Source organism: bacterium, from assembly GCA_036524115.1.
In the GTDB taxonomy this organism is placed as follows: Bacteria; JAUVQV01; JAUVQV01; order JAUVQV01; family DATDCY01; genus DATDCY01.
Window position 1 is genome coordinate 1 of sequence record DATDCY010000283.1, and the last position, 4,358, is coordinate 4,358.

At 71.6% G+C, this 4,358-nt stretch carries 5 protein-coding genes; all 5 read left to right on the forward strand.

What is annotated here, in order from left to right:
• Positions 1 to 502 (forward strand): methyltransferase domain-containing protein (locus tag VI078_13585; GenBank protein ID HEY6000316.1); only part of this gene is annotated, 502 nt, incomplete at its 5' end.
• A gap of 91 nt (positions 503 to 593) precedes the next feature.
• On the forward strand, positions 594 to 1,277 hold the full coding sequence (locus VI078_13590; protein ID HEY6000317.1) for a TetR/AcrR family transcriptional regulator: 684 nt from the start codon (positions 594 to 596) through the stop codon (positions 1,275 to 1,277).
• Positions 1,274 to 2,584, forward strand: coding sequence for an efflux RND transporter periplasmic adaptor subunit (locus tag VI078_13595; protein HEY6000318.1), 1,311 nt, complete (start codon positions 1,274 to 1,276; stop codon positions 2,582 to 2,584). Before VI078_13590 ends, VI078_13595 begins: the two co-directional genes overlap by 4 nt.
• Before the next feature lie 2 nt (positions 2,585 to 2,586).
• Entirely contained in the window at positions 2,587 to 3,306 is a 720-nt protein-coding gene (locus tag VI078_13600) for an ABC transporter ATP-binding protein (protein ID HEY6000319.1), read from the forward strand.
• Positions 3,307 to 3,311: 5 nt separating this feature from the next.
• The coding region (locus VI078_13605; protein ID HEY6000320.1) for an ABC transporter permease at positions 3,312 to 4,358 on the forward strand (1,047 nt) is incomplete at its 3' end.

The window sequence follows — 4,358 nt, forward strand, 5'->3', positions numbered from 1 at the left end:
CTTCGGGCTCGACGCCGCCGGGATCGACCTCTCCGCGCGCGCCGCCGACCTGGCGTCGCGCCGCTACCCCGGCGTCCTCTGGCTGGTCGCCAACGCCGACCGCGAACTGCCGCTCGCCGACGCCTCCGTGCACCTCGCGCTCTCGGTCACCGCGCGCCGCAACCCGCGGGAGTGCGCGCGCGTGCTCATCCCCGGCGGCCGCCTGATCGTCGCCCTCCCGGCCGCGGACGACCAGGCGGAGCTGCGCGCGGCCGCCCTCGGCACGGCGAGCGCCGAGGACCGCGTGGAACGTGTCATCGACGAGCATGCCGGGCTGTTCGTGCCGCGCGGCCGGCGGACGGCGCGCGAGCGCCGCCTCTTCACGCCCGCGCAACTCGCCGACCTGCTCCTGGCGACGTACCGCGGCGGCCGGCGCGGCCGGCGCGAGCGCGCGACCGCGCTCGAGCACCTCGCGGTCACCCTGAGCCACGAGATCGTCGTATTCGAGCCGGCCGTTCCCTGACCCGCCCGCCGTCCGTCGCCCGCCGCCCCTCGCGCTTGACAGGCCGCGACGCCCGGCGCTATATTCCCCGACAGGTGTTTCAAACAACTGTATGAATTCCATCGAGCGCGGCAACGGGACGCCGGAGCGGCTGCTGGACGCCGCCGAGGAGATCTTCGCCCGCGAGGGCTTCCGGGCCACAACCCTGCGCGCGGTCACGGCCCGCGCCGGCGTCAACCTCGCGGCCGCGAACTACCACTTCGGCTCCAAGCGGGAGCTGCTCCAGGCGGTCTTCGAGCGCCGGATGCTGCCGCGGAACCGGGCGCGCGTCGCGCGGCTCCGGCAGCTGCGGGAGGCGGCCCGCGGGGCGGGGCGGCGCCCGGAGGTGCGCGACATCATCCTGACGATGATGGAATCCGTGATCGGGCGCGAGCGCTCCGAGGGGCGGGAGCGCTTCGGCGCCTTCATCGCCCGCTCGTTCCTCGACCCCGACCCGACGGTCCGCACGGCCTTCTCGGCGTTCATGCGGCCGGCGTTCCGCGCGACCCTCGACGCCCTCGCCGAAGCGCTCCCCGGCCTGCCGCGCCGGACGCTCTTCTGGCGCCTGCAGTTCGCCATCGGCGCGATCGCCCGCGTCAACCTGCTCTCCCACACCGACGGCAAGGCCATGCTCGATGCGCCATCGCCCGAGCCGGGGGCTCTCGTCGACGAGCTCGCCGCCTTCGCGGCGGCGGGCATGGCCGTCGCTCCCGCCACGGCGCCGCCCCGCGCAACCCGCACCCGGAGGAAGAAGTGAAGAAATGGCTCGTCCTCGCCGCCGTGCTGCTCCTCGTCGGGGGCGGCCTCTGGTGGTGGAAGAAGTCCGCCGACGCGAAGAAGGCCGCCGAGAAGCCGGTGGCCACGGCCGCGATCGAGCGCGGCCCGATCCGCCAGACGGTCGCATCGACCGGCAAGATCGTCTCCAACCTCGACGTCGAGATCAAGTGCAAGGCCAGCGGCGAGATCGTCAAGCTCCCCTTCGACGTCAGCGACCGGGTGCGCAAGGGCGACCTGCTCCTCGAGCTCGACCCCCGGGACATGGCGCAGGCGGTGCGCCAGGCCGAGGCCACCGTGCGCGCCTCCCAGGCCCGGCTGGTGAACGCCAAGGAGAGCCTGGCCATCGCCGAGCAGACGCTCAAGTCGGACCGGCAGAAGGCCGAGGCCGCGCTCAGCGGCGCCCAGGCCCGCGCCCGGGACGCCCGGGCCAAGGCGGACCGCAGCCGCGATCTCAAGGAGAAGAAGCTCGCGAGCCTCGAGGAGTACGAGACCGCCGAGACCGCGGCGACCTCGGCGAACGCGGACCTCGAGAGCGCCCAGGCGCAGCTCGAGGCGATCAAGACCCAGGAGCGCTCCATCGAGCAGGCCCGCCAGCAGATCCGCATCGCCGAGGCCCAGGTCGAGAACGACCAGGTCAACCTCGACCTCGCCCGCCAGCGCCTCGTCGACACCAAGGTCGTCTCCCCGCTCGACGGCGTGGTCACCTCGCGGTCGGTCCAGATCGGGCAGATCATCTCCTCCGGGATCAGCAACGTCGGCGGCGGGACGACGACCATGGTGGTCTCCGACCTCTCCCGGATCTTCGCCATCGCCGCCGTCGACGAGAGCGACATCGGGCAGGTCGCCCTCGACCAGCCGGCGACCGTCACGGTCGACGCCTACCCGGGCAAGCGCTTCGCCGGCAAGGTCGTGCAGATCGCCCCCCGCGGGGTCAACGTCTCGAACGTCGTGACCTTCGACGTCAAGATCGAGGTCACGGCCGCGGAGAGGACCCTGCTGCGCCCGGAGATGACCGCGAACGTCGAGGTCCTGATCGCCGAGCAGGCCGACGCCCTGCTCGCGCCGTCGGACGCGATCGTGCGCAAGGCCGGCAAGGCCACGGTCACCGTCAGGAAGGCCGACGGCACGACCGAGTCCCGCGAGGTGGCCACGGGCATCAGCGACGGGAAGCGCACGGAAATCCTTTCCGGGCTCTCGGCCGGCGAGACCGTGATCGTGGCCAACGGCGGCGACAGCAAGTGGCAGGGCCAGAGCCAGGGCCGCCGGGGCCCGCCGTTGATTCACTAGCCGTGGCCGAACCCGTCCGGATCATCGAGGCCGAGGGGCTCGTCAAGCGCTACGAGCTCGGGGGCGAGACCCTCCTCGCCCTGGACGGCGTGAGCCTGGGCGTCACCGAGGGCGAGATGGTCTCGATCACCGGCCCCTCGGGCAGCGGCAAGAGCACCCTGATGCACATCCTCGGCTGTCTCGACCGGCCCGACGCAGGCCGCTACCTGCTGGCCGGCGAGGACGTCTCGCGCATGTCGCGCGACCGCCTCGCGGACGTGCGCAACCGGCGCATCGGCTTCGTCTTCCAGACCTTCAACCTGCTGCCGCGGATGAGCGCCATCGAGAACGTGGAACTGCCGCTGATGTACGCCGGCCGCACCGGCACCTACGAGACCGCCCGCGCGGCCCTCCAGCGCGTCGGCCTCGGCGATCGCCTGCGCCACGAGCCGAACCAGCTCTCCGGCGGCCAGCGCCAGCGCGTCGCGGTCGCCCGGGCGCTGGTGACCGACCCCGCGCTGCTGCTCGCCGACGAGCCGACGGGCAACCTCGACAGCCGCACGGGACAGGAGATCCTCGCCCTGTTCAAGGCCCTCAACCGCGAAGGGCACACCATCGTCATCGTCACGCACGACCCGACGATCGCCGCCTTCTGCAACCGCCAGGTGCACCTGCGCGACGGGCGCATCGCGGAGGACGCCGGCGCCCCGCCCCCGCCGGGCGCGCCGGCGCCGAGGAGCTGAAGCCGGTGCTGTACTGGATCATCCTCCGGGTCGGGATCAAGAGCCTGCTCGCGAACAAGCTGCGCTCGATCCTGGCGATGCTCGGCATCATCATCGGCGTCGGCGCGGTGATCGCGATGCTCGCCATCGGCAGCGGGGCGCAGAAGCAGGTCCTGGACCGCTTCTCGGCGATGGGCACGAACCTGCTCATTGTCATGCCGGGGCAACGCGGCTCCCACGGCGTCATGACCGGCTCGCAGCAGAACCTGACCCTCGAGGACGCCCAGGCGATCGCCCGCGAGGTCGAGAACGTGACGCTGGTGGCCCCCGCGGTGCAGGGCAGCTACCAGGTCAAGTACGCGAACAAGAACACGCGGACCTCGATCTTCGGCACCTCGCCCACCTTCTTCAGGATCCGCGACGTGCAGATCGACCGCGGCCGGATGTTCACCGAGGGCGAGGTCGACCGCATGGCGCGGGTCGGGGTCATCGGGCCGACCACGGCCAAGAACATCTTCGGCGAGAGCGACCCGGTGGGCGAGATCATCAAGGTCAAGGGGATCAACTTCACCGTCATCGGCATCTCGAAGGCCAAGGGGGAGGGCTGGGGGAGCCCCGACGACCGGATCACCGTGCCCTACACCACCGCGATGCAGATCCTCCTCGGCGTGACCTACCTGCGCGAGATCGACGTCCAGACCACCGACGAGCAGGTGCTCGCGGGGGTGCAGCAGAAGGTCACGGACCTGCTCCGCGACCGCCACCGCATCCGGGAGGGGACGGACGACGACTTCCAGATCACGAACATGGACGAGATCCGCAAGAGCGCCTCCGAGGTCACCGACATCTTCAAGTACCTGCTCGGCGGGATCGCCGCGATCTCGCTGCTCGTCGGCGGCATCGGCATCATGAACATCATGCTCGTCACCGTGACCGAGCGCACGCGCGAGATCGGCATCCGCAAGGCGATCGGGGCGCGCGAGCGGCACGTCCTCTTCCAGTTCCTCATCGAGTCGGTGATCATCAGCAGCCTCGGCGGGCTCCTCGGCCTCGGCGTCGGGCTGCTCGCGGCC

Bases quoted from the DNA above. Each gene is read 5' to 3' on its own strand.
- VI078_13590 (HEY6000317.1), top strand. From the start codon at position 594: ATGAATTCCATCGAGCGCGGCAACGGGACGCCGGAGCGGCTGCTGGAC.